The organism is Clostridium sp. AM33-3 (assembly GCF_003480315.1).
Classification (GTDB): domain Bacteria; phylum Bacillota; class Clostridia; order Lachnospirales; family Lachnospiraceae; genus Brotaphodocola.
Genome location: NZ_QUIV01000007.1, coordinates 143,932 through 162,039, shown reverse-complemented (window position 1 = coordinate 162,039; position 18,108 = coordinate 143,932). Strand labels below are relative to the sequence as shown.

The 18,108-nt window shown below is 51.4% G+C and carries 15 protein-coding genes and 1 tRNA gene; 1 reads left to right on the top strand and 15 read right to left on the bottom strand.

The genetic code is table 11. The features are described 5' to 3' along the window. Positions 1-96: 96 nt before the first annotated feature. The 15 genes from DW819_RS06275 to DW819_RS06205 form a co-directional block, all read right to left on the bottom strand. Positions 97-170: transfer RNA gene (locus tag DW819_RS06275), tRNA-Asp, on the bottom strand. 95 nt (positions 171-265) lie between these two features. Further along, positions 266-1,753: a glutamate synthase subunit beta gene (locus DW819_RS06270; RefSeq protein ID WP_118732549.1), complete on the bottom strand. Its 1,488-nt coding sequence runs from the start codon at positions 1,751-1,753 to the stop codon at positions 266-268. 12 nt (positions 1,754-1,765) lie between these two features. Further along, positions 1,766-6,349 carry a glutamate synthase large subunit gene (gltB, locus tag DW819_RS06265; RefSeq protein ID WP_118732548.1) on the bottom strand — a complete coding sequence of 1,528 codons (4,584 nt, stop codon included), beginning with the start codon at positions 6,347-6,349 and terminating at the stop codon, positions 1,766-1,768. A gap of 346 nt (positions 6,350-6,695) precedes the next feature. Next, positions 6,696-6,962: an HPr family phosphocarrier protein gene (locus DW819_RS06260; protein WP_118533218.1), complete on the bottom strand. Its 267-nt coding sequence runs from the start codon at positions 6,960-6,962 to the stop codon at positions 6,696-6,698. Between the two features lie 64 nt (positions 6,963-7,026). Continuing rightward, a complete protein-coding gene (locus DW819_RS06255; RefSeq protein WP_118732547.1) occupies positions 7,027-7,659 on the bottom strand; it encodes an epoxyqueuosine reductase QueH in 633 nt (210 codons plus the stop codon). Positions 7,660-7,670: 11 nt separating this feature from the next. Continuing rightward, entirely contained in the window at positions 7,671-8,801 is a 1,131-nt protein-coding gene (rpoD, locus tag DW819_RS06250; protein WP_118732546.1) for an RNA polymerase sigma factor RpoD, read from the bottom strand. 122 nt (positions 8,802-8,923) lie between these two features. Next, positions 8,924-9,853 (bottom strand): diacylglycerol kinase family protein, encoded by a 930-nt coding sequence (locus tag DW819_RS06245; RefSeq protein ID WP_118732545.1) that lies wholly within the window; start codon positions 9,851-9,853, stop codon positions 8,924-8,926. A 40-nt stretch (positions 9,854-9,893) separates the two neighbouring features. Then, positions 9,894-11,009, bottom strand: a complete 1,116-nt coding sequence (gene mutY / locus DW819_RS06240; protein ID WP_118732544.1) for an A/G-specific adenine glycosylase — start codon at positions 11,007-11,009, stop codon at positions 9,894-9,896. After that, positions 10,996-11,976 carry a biotin--[acetyl-CoA-carboxylase] ligase gene (locus tag DW819_RS06235; protein ID WP_118732543.1) on the bottom strand — a complete coding sequence of 327 codons (981 nt, stop codon included), beginning with the start codon at positions 11,974-11,976 and terminating at the stop codon, positions 10,996-10,998. Before DW819_RS06235 ends, mutY begins: the two co-directional genes overlap by 14 nt. A gap of 3 nt (positions 11,977-11,979) precedes the next feature. Continuing rightward, on the bottom strand, positions 11,980-12,285 hold the full coding sequence (locus tag DW819_RS06230) for a DUF6637 family protein (protein ID WP_118732542.1): 306 nt from the start codon (positions 12,283-12,285) through the stop codon (positions 11,980-11,982). Positions 12,286-12,288: 3 nt separating this feature from the next. Beyond that, entirely contained in the window at positions 12,289-13,278 is a 990-nt protein-coding gene (gene argF, locus DW819_RS06225) for an ornithine carbamoyltransferase (protein ID WP_118732541.1), read from the bottom strand. 27 nt (positions 13,279-13,305) lie between these two features. Continuing rightward, positions 13,306-14,241, bottom strand: coding sequence for an SPFH domain-containing protein (locus DW819_RS06220; RefSeq protein WP_118732540.1), 936 nt, complete (start codon positions 14,239-14,241; stop codon positions 13,306-13,308). After that, positions 14,241-14,681, bottom strand: coding sequence for an NfeD family protein (locus DW819_RS06215; RefSeq protein ID WP_118732539.1), 441 nt, complete (start codon positions 14,679-14,681; stop codon positions 14,241-14,243). The genes DW819_RS06220 and DW819_RS06215 overlap by 1 nt, the downstream gene beginning before the upstream one ends. A gap of 16 nt (positions 14,682-14,697) precedes the next feature. Continuing rightward, complete coding sequence (locus DW819_RS06210; RefSeq protein ID WP_118732538.1) at positions 14,698-15,525, bottom strand: RNA methyltransferase; 828 nt, start codon at positions 15,523-15,525, stop codon at positions 14,698-14,700. Between the two features lie 20 nt (positions 15,526-15,545). Then, positions 15,546-17,468, bottom strand: a complete 1,923-nt coding sequence (locus DW819_RS06205; protein WP_118732537.1) for an NAD(+) synthase — start codon at positions 17,466-17,468, stop codon at positions 15,546-15,548. Positions 17,469-17,638: 170 nt separating this feature from the next. Between DW819_RS06205 and DW819_RS06200 the strand changes: the two genes are divergently transcribed. Continuing rightward, positions 17,639-18,070, top strand: a complete 432-nt coding sequence (locus DW819_RS06200; protein WP_118732536.1) for an Rrf2 family transcriptional regulator — start codon at positions 17,639-17,641, stop codon at positions 18,068-18,070. Positions 18,071-18,108 lie beyond the last annotated feature (38 nt).

The following is an 18,108-nucleotide window of genomic DNA, read 5'->3' as shown; positions in this document are numbered from 1 at the left end:
GAAGGCGGTCTCTTTCACTTCCGGACCTTTATTCAGCTTTGTAACTCAAATTTTTATTTACGCAAAAAAGAAGCCTGCTGCCAGACTTCTTTTTAACGACCCGGATGGGGTTCGAACCCACGACCTCCGCCGTGACAGGGCGGCGCTCTAACCAGCTGAGCCACCAGGCCATCTTATAAATTGTATGTATTGCTCATGCAATAACAACATTATATAAGATGACCGACTTCCTGTCAAGCGGATTTTTTATTTTTACAGGCAAATGTTACGCCAGATTCGTATATCCCATCAGATACTTGTCCACTTCCTTTGCCACATCGCGGCCTTCGTGAATGGCCCATACCACCAGGGACTGTCCCCGGTGCATATCTCCTGCGGTGAAGACTTTCTCAACATTGGTGGCATATTTTCCGGCTTCGGTTGCTACGTTAGTACGGGCATTCAGTTCTACGCCGAATGCGTCTGCAACGTAACTCTGGGCACCTAAAAATCCTGCCGCGATCAGCACCAGATCTGCCGGCACCTCCTTCTCGGAGCCTTCCACCGGCACCATGGACATACGTCCGGTCTCCGGGTTCTTCTCTGCCTTCAGGCTGACAAGGATTGCTTTTACCAGCTTGCCGCTCTCATCCTTCACAAACTCTTTCACAGTAGTCTGGTAGATGCGCGGGTCATGACCAAACACGGCAATGGCCTCTTCCTGGCCGTAGTCAGTCTTTAAGATACGCGGCCACTCCGGCCAGCTGTTGTTCTCCGTGCGCTTTTCCGGAAGTTTCGGCATCATCTCCAGCTGGGTCACGGATGCACAGCCATGGCGGATGGCTGTGCCGACACAGTCGTTTCCGGTATCGCCGCCGCCGATGACAATGACATGCTTATCCTTTGCGGAAATGTAATTGCCGTCCTCCAGGTTAGAATTTAACAGGCTCTTTGTGGTGGATTTTAAGAAGTCTACCGCAAAGTAAATACCCTCTGCGTCCCGGCCCGGCACATTGATGTCCCGGGGATTGGATGCGCCGCAGGCCAGCACTACGCTGTCAAATTCCTTTAAAAGCTTCGCTGCCTTGTAGTTCTTTCCGACATTGGCGCCGGTCACAAAGGTCACGCCCTCTTCCTTCATCACGTTGATTTTGCGGTCAATGATCTGCTTTTCCAGCTTCATATTCGGGATACCGTACATCAGAAGACCGCCCACGCGGTCCTCCCGCTCAAACACGGTCACATTGTGTCCGCGCTTATTTAACTGGTCTGCCGCAGCCAGGCCGGAGGGGCCGGAGCCGATGACTGCGATCTTTTTATCGGTACGCAGATGCGGCGGTTTTGGCCCTGCCGCTCCTGTCTCGTAGGCTTTTTCAATGATGGCATGCTCGTTTTCCTTGATACTGACCGGATCTCCGTTCAGGCCGCAGGTGCAGGCTGCCTCACAGGGAGCCGGACACACACGACTGGTAAACTCCGGAAAGCTGTTGGTCTTTTTCAGGCGGTTATAAGCCTGACCCCAGTTTCCGGTGTACACCAGGTCATTCCACTCCGGAACCAGGTTGTGGAGCGGACAGCCGGATACCATGCCGTTCATCATCATGCCGGACTGGCAGAAGGGGACTCCGCACTCCATACAGCGTGCGCCCTGCTTTCTCTGCTGTGCCTCCGTCAAAGGAGTGTGGAACTCATTGAAGTTTTTGATGCGCTCCAGTGGTGCAGCCGCCTTGCCGTTTACTCTGTCATATTCCAAAAATCCTGTTGGCTTTCCCATCTTCTCTCCTCCTTACTTTCTCTGATTTGCGTAGAATGCCTCAATCTGCGCCTGCTCACTGCTCAGGCCCTTCTCCTCCATCTGCACGATGGTGTTCATCATGCGGCGGTAGTCATGAGGCATAACCTTCTTGAATTTCGGCAGGTACTCGCCAAAGTGATCCAGAATCTCTTTTCCTCTTGCGGAGTTGGTGTAAGTCACATGCTCCTGGATCATTTCTTTTAATTCCTGGACATCGTACTTGTTGGTTACCTCTTCCAGGGAAACCAGTTCCTTGTTCAGGCGCTTGTAGAAATCACGGTTTTCATCCAGCACATAAGCAATACCGCCGCTCATGCCGGCTGCGAAGTTCTTTCCTGTGGTGCCAAGGACTACGACACGGCCGCCGGTCATGTACTCACATCCGTGATCGCCCACGCCCTCGACAACTGCCGTTGCGCCGGAGTTGCGGACACAGAAACGCTCACCGGCTACGCCGTTGATGTAAGCCTTGCCGCTGGTAGCGCCGTAAAGTGCAACGTTACCGATAACAATATTTTCCTCTGCCTTAAAGTTTACAGCCTTCGGCGGATATACGATCAGCTTGCCGCCGGATAAGCCTTTTCCGAAGTAGTCATTGCTGTCACCTACCAGCTCCAGGGTCAGTCCCTTCGGGATGAAGGCGCCAAAGCTCTGGCCGCCGCTTCCGTTACACTGGATGGTGAAGGTATCCTCCGGCAGGCCGTCCGGATACTGTCTGGTGATTTCGGATCCGAAAATGGTTCCCAGGGTACGGTCTACGTTGGAGACATCCACCTGCAGGCTCTTCTTCTGTCCCTTGTTCAGGGCGGTCTTTAACTGCTTTAAGAATACCTGCTCGTCGATGGTCTGATCCAGCTTGAAATCGTATTCCAGTTTATCGCGGTAACCGCAAAAATGCATGCCCTCGTAGGGATTTCCAAGGATATTGCTTAAATCCACTTTATTCGCACGCTCAGACGGAATGTGCTCTTTCTTCTTTAATAAATCGGTACGGCCAACCAGCTCATCCACGGTGCGGACACCCAGTTTTGCCATGTACTCACGCAGCTCCTGTGCTACGAAATGCATAAAGTTTACCACGTACTCCGGTTTGCCCTTGAAGCGTTTTCTCAGCTCCGGGTTCTGAGTCGCGATGCCCACCGGACAGGTATCCAGGTTGCAGACACGCATCATGACGCAGCCCATGGTTACCAGCGGAGCGGTTGCGAAACCGAACTCCTCGGCACCCAGAATGCAGGCAATAGCCACATCACGTCCGGTCATCAGCTTACCGTCAGTCTCCAGAATGACTTTGTCGCGCAGGCCGTTCATGATCAGGGTCTGGTGCGCCTCAGCCACGCCAAGCTCCCACGGAAGTCCCGCATTGTAGATGGAGTTTCTCGGAGCAGCACCGGTACCGCCGTCAAAGCCGGATATCAGGATAACCTGTGCACCTGCCTTTGCAACACCGGCGGCTACGGTTCCCACACCGGCCTCAGATACCAGCTTTACAGAGATCCTTGCTCTGGTGTTGGAATTCTTTAAGTCATAAATTAACTGTGCCAGATCCTCAATGGAATAGATATCGTGGTGCGGCGGCGGGGAGATCAGGCCGACACCGGTTGTTGAATGACGGGTCTTAGCCACCCACGGATATACCTTTCCGCCCGGAAGCTGTCCACCCTCACCAGGCTTCGCGCCCTGGGCCATCTTGATCTGGATTTCCTGGGCGCTGACCAGATAACGGGAAGTAACGCCAAATCGTCCGGATGCCACCTGCTTGATAGCGGAACAGCGGTTGTTGTTTTTTGATCCCGGAACCAGACGTTCCAGGCTCTCACCACCCTCACCGGTATTGGACTTGCCGCCCAGACGGTTCATGGCAATGGCCAGAGTCTCATGGGCTTCCTGGGAAATGGAGCCGTAAGACATCGCGCCGGTCTTAAAACGTTTCACGATGGAGTCCACACTCTCGACCTCATCGATCGGGATACCTCCGTTTTCATCGAAGTTAAAGTCAATGAGACTTCGCAGGTTAATGGTCTGTTCTTCCTCGTTCAGCGCATGGCTGTACTCTTTGAAGATTTCATAATTTCCGGTCCATGCCGCCTGCTGGAGCAGATGGATGGTACGCGGATTGTACAGGTGTTCTTCCTGACCAGAGCGCTCCTTGTGGCTTCCCACGCTCTCCAGGGTCAGATCTACATCCAGGCCCAACGGGTCAAATGCGGTGGAATGCAGCACATCCACATCATTAGCGATATCTTCCAGGGTGATACCGCCCACACGGCTGACCGTGTTGGTAAAGTACTTGTCGATGACCTCTTTAGAGATGCCAATAGCCTCAAAGATCTGCGCGCCCTGGTAGGACTGGATGGTGGAAATACCCATCTTGGACGCGATCTTGACAATGCCGTGAAGGACTGCGGAATTGTAGTCATTTACGGCTGCATAATAGTCCTTATCTAACATCTTGGACTCGATCAGGTAGTGAACAGACTCCTGAGCCAGATACGGGTTGATGGCGCTGGCACCAAAGCCCAGCAAAGTTGCGAAGTGATGTACCTCTCTCGGCTCGCCGCTCTCCAGGATCAGAGCCATGGAAGTGCGCTTCTTGGTCTTTACCAGATGCTGCTGCAGGGCAGATACCGCTAACAGGGACGGAATCGGCACATGGTTTTCATCGATGTCACGGTCAGACAGGATGATGATGTTGATGCCGTCGCGGTGCGCACGGTCTACCTCCAGGAACAGGCGCTCAATCGCCTTGGCCAGGGAAGTATTCTTATAATAGGTGATCGGGATCACTTCTACCTTGAAGCCCGGTTTCTTCATATATTTAATCTTTAACAGATCGGTACAGGTCAGGATCGGATTATCTACCTTTAAGATGTGGCAGTTCTCCGGAGCCTCCTCCAGTACATTGCCCTCTTCACCGACATAAACCGTGGTAGAAGTTACGATTTCCTCACGGATCGCATCGATCGGCGGATTGGTTACCTGTGCAAAGAGCTGTTTGAAGTAGTTAAACAGCGGCTGATGCTTCTTGGACAGCACGGCCAGCGGACTGTCCGCACCCATAGCGGAAACGGCCTCTGCACCATTTAATGCCATCGGAAGGATCATCGTCTTATACTGCTCGTAGGTATAGCCGTAGGTCTTCTGCATCTGCGCACGCTGTTTTTTAGTCAGCTCCGGCACGCCCTTGTTCGGAATCGGAAGATCTTTTAAGTCTACCATCTGGGCATCCAGCCACTCACCATACGGCTGGCGGGACGCATAACGGAGCTTTAATTCCTCATCTCCTACCAGTTCGCCCTTCACAGTATCGATGAGGAGCATCTTGCCCGGTCTTAAGCGCTCTTTCTTAATGACATGGGACTGGTCGATATCGATCGCGCCAACCTCGGAAGCCAGGATCACCTGGTCGTCATCAGTAATGTAGTAACGAGACGGACGCAGGCCGTTGCGGTCAAGAACCGCACCCATTACATCACCATCACTGAATACAATGGAGGCCGGGCCATCCCATGGTTCCATCATGGTTGCGTAGTAACGGTAGAAGTCCTTGACCTCCTGCGGCATGAACCGGTCATGCTGCCACGGAGCCGGGATCAGGATCATAACCGCCATCGGAAGCTCCATGCCGCTCATGACCATAAATTCCAGCGCGTTATCTAACATGGCAGAGTCAGAGCCCTCCTGGCTGATGATCGGAAGAACCTTGTACATGTCAGACTTGAAGAACTTTGTTTCCATGTTCTCCTCGCGAGCCATCATCTTATCCACGTTGCCGCGGATAGTGTTGATCTCACCGTTGTGGACAATAATGCGGTTCGGATGGGCACGCATCCAGCTCGGGTTGGTATTGGTGCTGAAACGGGAATGTACGGTTGCAATAGCGGACTCATAATCCGGATCCTGCAGATCCTCAAAGAACTGACGCAGCTCTTTGACCAGGAACATACCCTTGTATACAATTGTGCGGCTGCTCATGGATACCACATAAGTGTCGTCATTGCTCTGCTCGAATACGCGGCGTGCCACATAGAGGCGACGGTCAAAATCCAGTCCCTTTTCCACCTCTGCCGGCTTTCCGATAAAGCCCTGCATGATGTAAGGCATTTTCTCTACAGCCTTATCACCGATCTTCTCCGGATGAGTCGGAAGGGTTCTCCAGCCAAGGAACTTCAGTCCCTCCTTCTTTACAATCACCTCCAGCATTTTCTTTGCCTGGTTTCTTGCAAGTTCATCCTGGGGGAAGAAGAACATGCCGACACCGTATTCACGGGCCTCGCCAAGCTCAATGCCAAGCGGCTTTGTTACCTTCTGGAAGAATTTGTGGGAAATCTGAAGCATGATGCCGACACCATCTCCGGTCTTTCCTTCCGCGTCCTTGCCGGCGCGGTGTTCCAGGTTTTCTACAATATGAAGTGCCTGCTCCACGGTACGGTGGCTCGGGATACCCTTGATATTGGCTACAGCACCGATACCACAGTTGTCATGCTCAAAGCTCGGATCATAAAGGCCCGGAGCCTTTGCTGTAGGAGCAGAGTTTTTTGGGGAGTTGGTTAAGGTTCTCTGATCGCTGTCCATAAATCATTTCCTTTCCTGTTTTGTAATGGGGAAATCAGCGGATGCGCCTTTTGGCGCTTTCTCAATCTGCAGAGCAAATGAAAAGAGGGCGCGAAAATCCATTTCGAATTTTCGCACCCTCGCGATTTCCTTGTGTAATCTTCCTGCATAATACTACATATTTTCTCATTTGTAAATCCTTTTTTTATTTTAAATTGTCAGATTATTTGTCTATTTATATCTTTTGATTGCTATTATCAGTATTTTATTGCATTCTCAGAAATAAAAAAGGTATCTTCCAGAATTTTCTTCCAAAAGATACCTTTTTCTATTCAAATATGTTCACTTGCATTTGTTCAAAGAAGACTTACATTTCTCCAAGACCGCTCTCGATTGCTTTGCTCACAGTCTCCATAGCGGCTGCCTCATCCTCACCGTCACAGATCAGGGTAATCTCGGTACCGGACTTGATGCCTGCTGCCATTACGTTTAATACGCTCTTTGCAATGATTCTCTTCTCACCACACTCGATGATAACGTCACATTTGAATTTCATGGCAGTCTGGGATAAAACTCCTGCCGGTCTTAAGTGTAATCCGGACGGATTTACAACGGTTAAATTCTTACTAAGCATAGTTCACGTCTCCTTTAGAATTAATATCAACCTTAATAAATTTTATTACAAATCACGACAAGTGTCAAGGTTCTTCCCTAAGTTCCTGTTCTCTTTTTGAGAACACGCAGCCGCAGTAATTCTGCCGGTAAAGTCCATATTCCGCAGATAATTCCACGGAACGCCTGTAACCGTTTTTCTTCTTGAAATCCGATGGCAGGTGCTCTACCTTGTAGATTTGAGAGAGTTCCTCTCCGATCTCATTGAGTTTGCCGGCATTCTTAAGCGGACTGATAGTAAGAGTCGTGGCAAAATAATCAAAACCGCCCTCCGCCGCCATTTTGGCAGCCGCTTCCAGACGCAGTCGGTAACACCGAAAACAGCGTTCTCCACCCTCCGGAACTGTCTCAAGTCCCCTGCTTACTGCGTAAAAGCGTTCCGGCTCATAAGCACCGACTACAAGCGTAATGGGATGCTTTGCAGGCAGCTCCCGGATCAGATGCTGCTGCTCTGCGGCACGCTTTTCGTATTCCTCAGCCGGAGAAATATTGGGATTATAATAAAATACAGTGATCTCAAAATAATCTGACAGGTATTCCAGCACATAGCTGCTGCAGGGAGCGCAGCAACTATGCAACAAGAGCCGGGGAACCCGACTCTTGTTTTCATTTTCTTTTATGACTGCTTCCAGCTCACGCTGATAATTTCTGCGGTTCATAACAGCTCCTTTTACAGGAAATCACGGATCCGTTTGCTTCTGACCGGATTGCGCAGTTTTCTCAGTGCCTTCGCTTCAATCTGGCGAATACGCTCACGGGTTACATTGAAGGACTTTCCAACCTCCTCCAGTGTGCGCGGATGGCCATCCTCCAGGCCGAATCGCATCACGATAACCTGACGCTCACGATCCTTTAAATCTCCAAGAAGCGCGTCGATGTGCTCCCGCAGCATCACGTTCTCCACATTGCCCTCCGGTGTCACAGCATTGCTGTCTGCAACAAAATCTCCCAGATTGGAATCATCTTCCTCACCGATCGGTGTTTCCAGCGATGCAGGTTCTCTGGCGATCTGCATGATCTCCATAACCTTATCCTCAGACATCTCCAAAGCATCTGCCAGCTCCGCAACAGACGGCTCATAGCCCAGTTCCAGAGTCAGCTTACGCTGCATCTTGGACATCTTGTTGATGGTCTCTACCATATGCACCGGCACACGGATCGTACGGGCCTGATCCGCAAGCGCACGGGTTACAGACTGCCTGATCCACCAAGTCGCATATGTACTCAGTTTATATCCCTTTGTATAATCAAACTTCTCTACACCCTTGATCAGACCAAGATTGCCCTCCTGGACCAGATCAAGGAAGCTCATGCCGCGGCCGGTATAGCGCTTTGCAATACTTACTACCAGACGCAGGTTTGCCTCGATCAGTCGCTCTTTTGCATATTCATCGCCCTCTGCCTTACGCTTTGCAAGCGTCAGCTCTTCCTCGGTGGTAAGCAGCGGTACGGTTCCGATTTCCTTTAAGTACATGCGGACCGGATCCTCAGTTCCGATTCCCTCAAGCAGATCAACCGCATCCAGCTCAATATCATCGGAATCCTTCATGAAGCTGTCGTCCATGTCTACATCATCGTCATCGAGAAGCAGACTGTCATCTGCAAGGGCAGCATCATCAATAACAGGGACTACATCAATATTTTTTTCCTCGAGGAAGCTGTAAATCTGCTCCATCTGCTCAGGACCAAGGTTTTCCCCTTTAAAAAAGTCATTGATCTCGGTGATGTCCAATGCATTATGCTTTGTTTTGGCAACTTCTACCAGCTTTTTCAGCTTATCTAAAAAATTGTCTTTTTCCACAGTAACATCCTTTCAGTTGAAGGTTTACGAAAGCCTACACAACTAACCATTATATAATACCCAGCGGCAGATTTCAACAATTATTTTCATTATTCTCTGTTTTTACGGCAGGTATCTTCTCATTATACAGCATATTTTCGTTCCTTTCCCGGTTCCGGGCAGAGAATCTCAATCTGCCGCGGCAGATTCCGGATGGACACTGCTGTTTTGCTTCCTCCGAATTCTCCGTCCAGCACCCAGTCTACCGGCTCCTGTGCCTCAATATGCAGCTCACTGGCTTTGAATTTATAGATGAGATCACTTGTTTCCTCCTCCCGCATCAAGAGCCCCGTCACAATACTGCTGAACTCCAGTGGTGTTTTCGGCATACGGATCAGAAGCACCTCAAACAGACCATCACTCAGCGATACATTCTGATTGATCAGTCCTTTAAACCCACCCACACTGACGGTGTTGGTCACCATGCCATAGATAAACTCTCCTTCTATGGTTTCTGCCGGAGAGGTAACCTTCATGACGTAGGATTTGATAGAAGCAAGGCTCTTTACGCCCTCCAGAATATACGCCTGATGTCCAAGCAGATTTTTCTTATCCTGCGGCGTCATGTAGGACACCTCCGTGAAGGCTCCAAAGCCCGCCACGTAAGCAAAATAGCTGTCCTCACAGAACCTGCCGATATCGACAGCACGGGGAATGCCATTTACCGCATTCAGGGCTGCCGGCATCATCTGTTTTGGAAGTTTCAGGCTGGACGCAAAATCGTTGGTAGAGCCGGCCGGGATATAGCCCAAGGCAACAGGCTTTGTCAGCTCCATCATGCCGGAAATGACCTCATTCAGGGTTCCGTCTCCGCCGCTGCACACGATCAGATCTTTCTTTCCGCCATATTTTAAGACAGCATCTCTGGCATCCAGGGATTTCTGCGTCACGTGCACCTGGATCTGGTATCCGGCACCTGTGTAGGCATCCAGAATATCCAGAAGCTTTAAGCGGATCTTCTCCCTTCCGGATCTCGGATTAATGATCAGAAGCATTTGTTTTTTCTTTGCCATATAATACCGTCTGCCTCCTTCTCATTCTTTTTCATTATCGTCATTCTATCATCTTTGTATACCTGCCAAACGCATTCGGCAGTGCGTAAATCGTTTTCAGCTCTTCTTTTGCAGCAGCAATGTAGGACTTCGGGATTTCATGCCTCAGCCGTACCCGGTAGCCGGTCATATGCCATTCTACATGGGAAAAGACATGCTTTGCCGGGCCGATTGGCTCCAGCTCCACAATCTCTCCCGGATCCAGGCCAAAGGCCTCCGGCACCTCCTCCGGCGCAAGATGGCCTTCGCGGTTTGGAAGCTCATAAAGAGATGCCAGAAGCCCGCTGTCAGCCCGTTTATTCAGGCCCACCCGGCTGCCGCATTCCAGAATACAGACCGTTTTATCTTCCAGGCGGCGTTTTTTCGGTGGGGTTTTGACCGGGATCTCACCGATCAGTTTCTGCCGCTTTGCAAGGCAGATGGACTCCAGCGGACATTCTGCACAATGGGGCTGCCCGTTCGGCACACAGACAATGGCACCGATTTCAATGAGACCCTGGTTAAAATGGCTGGCCCGGTTTTTGGGCATTGTCTCCCGCAGATGAGTCTCCATCCACTTTTTTGTGGATGCCTTCAAAATATCCTCCCGGCTGGCTGTGACCCTTGAAATAACCCGGAGCACATTTCCGTCTACAGCGGGCACCGGATGACCGAAGGCGATGGAAGAAACGGCTCCGGCTGTATAGCTGCCGATCCCCGGAAGCTTTAAGAGCTCCTCATACTGCTCCGGCATCTTCCCGCCATATTCTTCCATAATGACTCCTGCTGCCTTTTTTAAATTGCGCGCCCGGTTATAATAGCCGAGGCCCTCCCAGAGTTTCATCAGCCGGTCATCCTCTACAGATGCCAGCGAAGCCACGTCCGGCAGCGCCTCAAGAAACCGCTCAAAATAAGGTTTTACCGCTTCAACCCTGGTCTGCTGCAGCATGATCTCCGAGATCCAGACCCGGTAGCCTTCCGGATTCTCCCTCCAGGGAAGGATCCGGGCATGCTCCTCGTACCAGGCAAGCAGCGGACCGTTCATGGCCCGCAGTCTGGCATCCAGATCTAATATCCCGTCCTCACGCTCTGAAACCTTCAAGCGGTCATACAGCTGTTTTGCATCATACATATCCATAAATTCCTCTTACTGACACCTCTCCGGAATTGATCTCCCGGATGCTGCCGTCAGGCAGTTCCACGATCAGCTCTCCCGCGTCATTGATTCCGTGGGAGATTCCGGTGTAATCACCCCCCGGCGCCAGCACCTTAACTTCCCGCTCCGCATTGACCAGCTTCTGATTATAGAGTTCCTTCAGAAGGCTCATATCCAGTGTTTCGCGGTACCTTCCATAATATTCCTCAAAAGCGCACATCACACCGTTGATCACAGCCGCCCGGCAAACCGGATGGCCCAGCTCCAGTGCCAGGGATGTAGCCGTAGCGCGGATTTCCTCCGGAAAATCCGTGGTATTGGCATTGATGCCGATTCCCACCACCACATAACGGATGGCATCCTCCTCCGTGCTCATCTCCGTCAGGATTCCGCAGACTTTTTTGCCGTTCACCACAATATCATTCGGCCATTTGATCAGTCCATCAAGGCCGGTGACCTCTTTCACGGAATTCTGTACAGCCATAGCTGCAAGAAGCGTCAGCATGGAGGCATGCTCCGGCGCAAACTCCGGGCGAAGCAGGAAACTGTACCAGATCCCACTCCCCTTTGGAGAGTCCCATCTGCGCCCCCGTCTGCCCTTTCCGGCTGTCTGGTTTTCTGCCACCACCAGGGTGCCTTCCGGCGCGCCCTGCTCTGCCATACGGCGTACTTCATTGTTGGTGGAATCAATCTCTTCTAAAAACTTTACATTCTGTCCCAGCCACTGAGATGTTAATACGGCACGGATTTCTGCTTCATTTAAAATATCCGCACTGTCATGCAGACGATAGCCACGGTTGCGCACTGCCTCGATCTCATAGCCCTCCGCTTCCAGCTGGCGGATCACCTTCCACACCGCGGTGCGGGATACCCCGAGACGCTCACAGAGCTCCTGCCCGGAAACATAACCGTCTGTCTGTTTTAAGCATTTTAAAATTTCGTTTTTCAAACTTTACCTCCAGATGCTGATGGCACTTAACACACCCAGTATCGTCAGGATCACTGCCAGCAGGCACTGGACCGCTCCCCCCGCCTGCTTCTTTTTATCGTGTCCGCTCATTTTTAACCGGAATCCGCCGACTATACCGTTCAGCAGGGCTGCCAGCCAGAAAATCACGGGGAACAGAATACTGTTCCCTTCCGGATCCAAAAACGCCAGAATGGCGCAGATAACAACAAGAATGCCAATCACGATATGCAGCAGGTCCAGAATCAGCGCCGCACTGCGCGGATTGCGTTTTTTCTCCTGCCCAGCCATAAATTACACTCCAAGCGTTGCCATCATAACTGCTTTGATGGTGTGCATACGGTTTTCTGCCTCCTCAAAGACCTTGGACTGCTCAGACTCAAACACCTCATCGGTTACTTCCATGTCAGTAATGCCGAAACGCTTACCCATCTCAGCACCGATCTTTGTCTTTAAGTCATGGAAGGACGGCAGGCAGTGTAAGAAGATTGCCTTCTCACCTGCATTCTTCATAACAGCAGAGGTAACCTTATACGGAGTCAGGTCGCGGATACGCTCCTCCCATACCTCGTCCGGCTCACCCATGGATACCCATACGTCGGTACAGATAACATCAGCGTCCCTGGTTGCCTCCTCCACATTCTCAGTCAGGGTAATGGTTGCACCGGATTCTTTTGCGTACTCCTCACACTGTGCTACCAGCTCCGGATTCGGGAAATATTTCTTTGGTGCGCATGCTACAAAGTGGAGTCCCAGCTTGGAGCAGACAATCATCAGGGAATTGCCCATGTTGTAGCGGGCATCACCCATGTACACAAACTTAACGCCCTTTAAACGGCCAAGCTGTTCACGGACTGTCAGCATATCTGCCAGCATCTGGGTCGGATGATACTCGTTGGTCAGACCGTTCCATACCGGAACACCTGCATATTTTGCAAGCTCTTCCACAATTTCCTGTCCAAAGCCGCGGTACTCGATACCATCGTAGATACGGCCAAGTACGCGTGCGGTATCCGCGATGCTCTCCTTCTTGCCGATCTGGGAGCCTGACGGATCCAGGTAGGTGGTGCCCATGCCCATATCATGCGCTGCAACCTCAAAGGAGCATCTGGTGCGGGTGCTGGTCTTCTCAAAGATCAGGGCCACGTTTTTGCCTCTATAGTTATCAACCGGAATGCCTTCTTGTTTCTTACGCTTCACCTCTGCGGAAAGATCCAGGAGATACAGGATTTCCTCCGGAGTGTAGTCCTTCAGTGTCAGAAAATGTCTTCCTCTTAAGTTCATAATTGTCTCTCCTCTGTATAAAAATTTTTATTGCTTTCCATCCTGATTCTTCGCGATCTCAGCCACGGATGTCACCAGACCTGCCATGCCCTGGATATCAGACGGAATGATAATCTTGGTGGCCTTGCCGTCTGCTGCTGCCGCAAATGCCTCCAGGCTCTTAAGCTGAAGCACGGCAGCATCTGCACCTGCCTCCTTTAAGAAGCGGATACCATCTGCCTTTGCCTGCTGTACTTTTAAGATTGCCTCAGCCTCACCTTCTGCCTCGCGGATCCGGCGCTCTTTCTCTGCCTCCGCATGAAGGATCGCTGCCTGTTTGTCTGCCTCTGCATCTAGGATCGCGGATTCTTTCTTACCTTCCGCAACCAGAATCGTGGATTTCTTCTCACCCTCTGCTCTAAGAATCGCTTCACGGCGCTCACGCTCTGCCTTCATCTGCTTCTCCATGGCATCCTGGATGGCCGCCGGCGGGATGATGTTTTTCAGTTCTACACGGTTTACCTTAATGCCCCAGGGGTCAGTCGCCACATCCAGGGAAGCCCGCATCTTGGTATTGATGGTCTCACGGGAAGTTAAGGTCTGGTCTAATTCCAGGTCACCGATGATATTTCTCAGAGTGGTTGCCGTCAGATTTTCAATCGCCATGATCGGATTTACCACACCGTAGGCGTAAAGCTTCGGATCTGTGATCTGAAAAAACACAACGGTATCGATCCGCATGGTAACATTGTCTTTGGTGATGACCGGCTGTGGGTCAAAATCAACTACCTGCTCCTTTAAGCTTACCTTTTTTGCCACGCGGTCCACAAACGGAACCAGAAAATGCACACCGACCGACCAGGTGTCCAGGTAGGCTCCCAGACGCTCCACAACCAGTGCCTGAGCCTGTGGTACAATGCGGATACAGGATGCCAGCACCGCTAAAATCACGATCAGTAACGGAAAAATAAACAGAAAACCCATTATGCCTCCTCCTTTTCATCACTCACAATCAGTTTCACACCCTGGATCGCACGGATCCGGACTCTGGTTCCCTCCGGGTACACCTCACTGTCTTTTTCTGCCCGTGCGGTCCACTCCTGGCCCTGCACCATAACGGCACCGGTCTCTTTTGTGTTGTCGATCTCTGCCGTTACTCCTGCATCTTTTCCGATCAGGCTCTCTGCATTTGTCTTCACCGTAGAGGTATTGACATACTTGATAGCCAGCGGGCGGGTCAGAAACAGCAGGAGGAAGGAGATCACAACAAATACCAGAAGCTGTACTGCTACCGCTGCGCCTAAGAGGGCTGCCACAAAGGCAATGACTGCGCCACCCGCAAACCAGATCGTGGTCAGGGCTGTAGTCATGATCTCGATCCCCACCAGCACTACAAAAGCGATAAGCCAGTAAATTGCTGCCATAACAACTCCCCCTTTCTTATTTTCCTGTATGGTTTCTGCGCTGTCTTGCCGCCTCAAACATAAGGACTGAGGCTGCCACAGCTGCATTTAACGATTCCACGCGGCCCTCCATGGGAATGCGGATGTAGGTGTCTGCCATAGCCGCGGTTTCCTCCGTAAGTCCGTTGCCCTCATTTCCGATGAGAAATGCCGCAGGACCGGTATAATCCTCCTGGTCATAGGCATGTTTCCCCTGCAAATGAGCCGCGAACAGGCGGATCTTTTTCTTTTTCAGTTCTTCCAGCGTTTCATGCAGATTCTCCACATAGACGAACGGCATACGGAGCACGGAGCCCATGGTGGAACGGATCACCTTGGGATTGTAGATATCCGCGGTGTTCGCATCCATCACGATGCCGGTCACACCGGCGCCCTCGCCCGCGCGCAGGATCGTTCCGAGATTGCCCGGATCCTGAATGGTTTCCAGCACCATGAGAAGTGCCGGTTTTTCCTGCAGGTCCTCTGCCTGTGCAGACTTCCGGCTGCCGCCGGCCACATCCTCCAGAGTATAATGATACTGTTTTACCAGCGCCAGGATCCCCTGTGGTGTCTGAGTGTCAGACAGGTTTTTAAATACTTCATCGGTTACCAGTTCTATATGCTTCACACCTTCCCGGAGTGCTTTGCCTTCCTTCGTTTTGCTGAAGCTTTCGGACAGATACAGGGTGTGAATACGGTCTTTGGGAATTTCCGAACACATGCGGAGTCCTTCCGCCACGAACAGATCTTCCTCTCGCCTGGTTTTTGCTTTCTTCACCAGAGCATTCACAAATTTCACCTGCTTGTTGGTTGTACTGCTGATCACGTTTTATACTCTCCTTATGTTTAATGGATGTTTTCGAGATCCTCCATCCAGATTCTTCTTGCCGCATCGCTCGGCATGCGCAGATCTCCTCTCGGGGATACAGCCACAGAACCGACCTTCGGGCCATCCGGCAGACAGGAACGCTTAAACTGCTGGGCAAAAAAGCGGCGGTAAAATACATTCAGCCACTTGAGTATCGTCTCTCTGTCATATTCTCCCTCAAATGCCTGCAGGGCCATCCGGTAAATTCTGGAAGGCCGGAAGCCAAAACGGAGCACATAGTAGAGGAAGAAATCGTGAAGCTCATACGGTCCCACCAGATCTTCTGTCTTCTGGGAAATGACGCCATTCTCCGGCGGAAGCAGTTCCGGGCTTACCGGAGTATCCAGCACATCCAGAAGAACTGCCTTCAGTGCTTCCTCGCCACAGGCGTCCGCATAATAGCGCACCAGATGACGGACCAGTGTCTTCGGCACAGAAACATTTACGCCGTACATGGACATGTGGTCACCGTTATAGGTAGCCCAGCCGAGAGCCAGCTCTGACATGTCACCGGTGCCGATTACCATACCGCCCACCTGGTTGGCGATATCCATCAGGATCTGGGTGCGCTCTCTGGCCTGTCCGTTCTCGTAGGTCACATCGTGGACAGAAATGTCGTGGCCGATGTCCTCAAAATGACGGGTCACCGACGCCTTGATATCGATCTCCTTTAAAGATGCCCCAAGCTTTTCTGTCATCTGGCAGGCATTCTGGTAGGTACGATCTGTCGTGCCGAAGCATGGCATGGTGATGGCATGAATCTGGTTTCTCGGAATATCCAGCATATCAAAGGCCCTCGCCGCCACAAGAAGTGCCAGGGTGGAATCCAGTCCTCCGGAAATGCCGAGAACCACATGGCTGCAGCCTGTGTGCTCCAGGCGTTTTTTTAAGCCCATGGCCTGAATCGTGAAGATTTCCTCACACCGGCGGCTCCGTTCCGCTTCATTGTGCGGTACAAACGGACGGTTATCGATATAGCGGAGAAGCTTTTCTGAAGTTTTTTCAGAAGAAGCCAGCGAAAAACAGATGGTCTGATAACCGCTTCGGTCTGCTGCCGGGTACGTGGTGGTACGGCGGCGCTCCGCATTCAGACGCTCCAGGTCCATATCTGCCATGACTGTCTCCGGGACGAACCGGGAGGACTCTGCCAGGCGGGTTCCGTTTTCCGCAATGATATTGTGGCCGCCAAATACCAGATCCTGGGTAGACTCACCCTCTCCGGCGTTGGCATACACATAACCGCAGATGAGGCGCGCAGACTGGCCGCAGATCAGTTCCCGGCGGTAGGAATCTTTTCCGACCACCTCATCACTTGCGGAACAGTTCACAATAACGGTTGCGCCGGCCAGCGCATGGCGGATACTTGGCGGGCACGGTACCCACACATCCTCACAGATCTCGGCTGCCACCGTAAGCTTCGGATTCTCCTTACAGGTAAACAGCAGGTTGGTTCCCATAGGAACCTGGGTGTCCAGCCAGTCTGTCAGGACCGGTATCTCCATACCAGGTGTAAAATGCCGCAGTTCATAAAACTCTGAATAGTTCGGCATATTGGTCTTTGTCACCAGGCCAAGGAGTTCTCCATCACAGATGGCTGCTGCCACATTGTAAAGCTTTCCCTCATGCTCCCAGGGAAGTCCGGCAAACAAAAGCATTTTCCGTTCCTTTGTGAAATCCACAAGATTCTTTAATTCTTCTTTTACCTGTTCCAGCAGGATCTCCTGCTGGAACAGATCGTTACAGGTATATCCGGAAAGGCACAGCTCCGGGAAGACCAGAAGCTCTGCTCCTTTCTTTTCATATTCTTCTATGATCCGGCAGATGGTCTCTCGGTTATGAACCGGGTCTGCAACCTTGATCTTAGGTGTAGCTGCCGCTGTGCGGATAAAGCCGTCTCTCATATCAGTTTCCTCCTGACGGAATGTGCACATATCAGATTTCATACTGAATCAGTGCATACTATTGCAGACAGTATATCATATCCTGCATCAAAAATAAAGCATGAGAAAAAGCCGTTTCCATTTACATTCATGACTTTTTCCTGTACAATATCCTGTGAGGAGGGATAACCATGAGAGTATCAACCAAGGGACGCTATGCACTGCGCATGATGATCGAGTTTGGCCTGAATCCGGACCAGTGTACCAAGATCAGCCAGGTGGCCGCACGCCAGGGCATTTCCGATAAATATCTGGAACAGATCGTTTCACTTCTTCACAAAGCCGGCTATGTCCGGAGTATCCGCGGCGCACAGGGCGGCTATATGCTTACCAGAAAGCCGGAGGAATATACAGTCGGCATGATCCTGCGCGCTGCCGAAGGAAGCCTTGCTCCGGTCTCCTGCCTGGATGAAGACATCAACCACTGTGAACATGCCGGCCGCTGCACCACATTAACAATCTGGCAGCAGTTAAAAGATGCCATCGACAACGTGGTAGATAACACAACCCTCGCCGATCTGATCGAGGAGCAGAAAAACATGCCGGACGCAAACCTCATGTAGACTTCATGATTATGCATAATTTAAGACAGGATATACAC

What these genes read in the sequence shown, in the direction of transcription:
- DW819_RS06270 (WP_118732549.1), bottom strand. Translation starts at nt 1,753, where the DNA reads ATGGGAAAGCCAACAGGATTTTTGGAATATGACAGAGTAAACGGCAAG.
- gltB (WP_118732548.1), bottom strand. Translation starts at nt 6,349, where the DNA reads ATGGACAGCGATCAGAGAACCTTAACCAACTCCCCAAAAAACTCTGCT.
- DW819_RS06260 (WP_118533218.1), bottom strand. Translation starts at nt 6,962, where the DNA reads ATGCTTAGTAAGAATTTAACCGTTGTAAATCCGTCCGGATTACACTTA.
- DW819_RS06255 (WP_118732547.1), bottom strand. Translation starts at nt 7,659, where the DNA reads ATGAACCGCAGAAATTATCAGCGTGAGCTGGAAGCAGTCATAAAAGAA.
- DW819_RS06245 (WP_118732545.1), bottom strand. Translation starts at nt 9,853, where the DNA reads ATGGCAAAGAAAAAACAAATGCTTCTGATCATTAATCCGAGATCCGGA.
- mutY (WP_118732544.1), bottom strand. Translation starts at nt 11,009, where the DNA reads ATGGATATGTATGATGCAAAACAGCTGTATGACCGCTTGAAGGTTTCA.
- DW819_RS06230 (WP_118732542.1), bottom strand. Translation starts at nt 12,285, where the DNA reads ATGGCTGGGCAGGAGAAAAAACGCAATCCGCGCAGTGCGGCGCTGATT.
- argF (WP_118732541.1), bottom strand. Translation starts at nt 13,278, where the DNA reads ATGAACTTAAGAGGAAGACATTTTCTGACACTGAAGGACTACACTCCG.
- DW819_RS06220 (WP_118732540.1), bottom strand. Translation starts at nt 14,241, where the DNA reads ATGGGTTTTCTGTTTATTTTTCCGTTACTGATCGTGATTTTAGCGGTG.
- DW819_RS06215 (WP_118732539.1), bottom strand. Translation starts at nt 14,681, where the DNA reads ATGGCAGCAATTTACTGGCTTATCGCTTTTGTAGTGCTGGTGGGGATC.
- DW819_RS06205 (WP_118732537.1), bottom strand. Translation starts at nt 17,468, where the DNA reads ATGAGAGACGGCTTTATCCGCACAGCGGCAGCTACACCTAAGATCAAG.
- DW819_RS06200 (WP_118732536.1), top strand. Translation starts at nt 17,639, where the DNA reads ATGAGAGTATCAACCAAGGGACGCTATGCACTGCGCATGATGATCGAG.